General features: G+C 48.2%; 4 tRNA genes and 1 rRNA gene. All 5 read right to left on the bottom strand.

Going from position 1 to position 664, the window contains the following annotated elements:
* Positions 1-101: 101 nt before the first annotated feature.
* Positions 102-177 (bottom strand) — tRNA-Val (locus tag K8U60_RS18940).
* 7 nt (positions 178-184) lie between these two features.
* Positions 185-259: transfer RNA gene (locus K8U60_RS18935), tRNA-Glu, on the bottom strand.
* A 23-nt stretch (positions 260-282) separates the two neighbouring features.
* Positions 283-372 (bottom strand) — tRNA-Ser (locus tag K8U60_RS18930).
* 5 nt (positions 373-377) lie between these two features.
* A tRNA-Asn gene (locus tag K8U60_RS18925) sits at positions 378-452 on the bottom strand.
* A gap of 11 nt (positions 453-463) precedes the next feature.
* Positions 464-579, bottom strand: a 5S ribosomal RNA gene (gene rrf, locus K8U60_RS18920).
* Between the last annotated feature and the right edge of the window lie 85 nt (positions 580-664).

Genomic DNA, 664 nt, shown 5'->3' with positions numbered 1-664 from the left:
TTATGAGCCCAACGAGCTACCGAACTGCTCCACCCCGCGATAATAATATATCATTTACAAATCACATTCGCACTGTACAACCTTGATTATGTAAGAGTAAATGGTGGAGGATGACGGGATCGAACCGCCGACCCTCTGCTTGTAAGGCAGATGCTCTCCCAGCTGAGCTAATCCTCCATGAAATTGGTGACCCCTACGGGATTCGAACCCGTGTTACCGCCGTGAAAGGGCGGTGTCTTAACCGCTTGACCAAGGGGCCATATGTTTTTGGAATTTATCTTCTGGCGGAGAGCAAGGGATTCGAACCCTTGAGACGGTTGCCCGCCTACATGATTTCCAATCATGCTCCTTCGGCCACTCGGACAGCTCTCCAAAATTGGCTCCGAAGGTAGGACTCGAACCTACGACCATCGCATTAACAGTGCGGTGCTCTACCACTGAGCTACTTCGGAATAATTGATCAGACTGGCAACGTCCTACTCTCTCAGGGGGAGACCCCCAACGACCATCGGCGCAAAAGATCTTAACCGCCGTGTTCGGGATGGGAACGGGTGTGGCCTCTTTGCCATCATTACCAGACTGATTTTATTTTGAAAGACAAGATTTATTATACCATTATAACTGGTTTTTTCAAGCTTTTTGTCAAAAACTTTTTTCTTGTTCG

This window comes from Planococcus circulans, from assembly GCF_020023385.1.
Taxonomy (GTDB): Bacteria; Bacillota; Bacilli; order Bacillales_A; family Planococcaceae; genus Planococcus.
The sequence above is the reverse complement of the archived record's forward strand: the minus strand, read 5'-3'. Positions and strand labels throughout refer to the sequence as shown.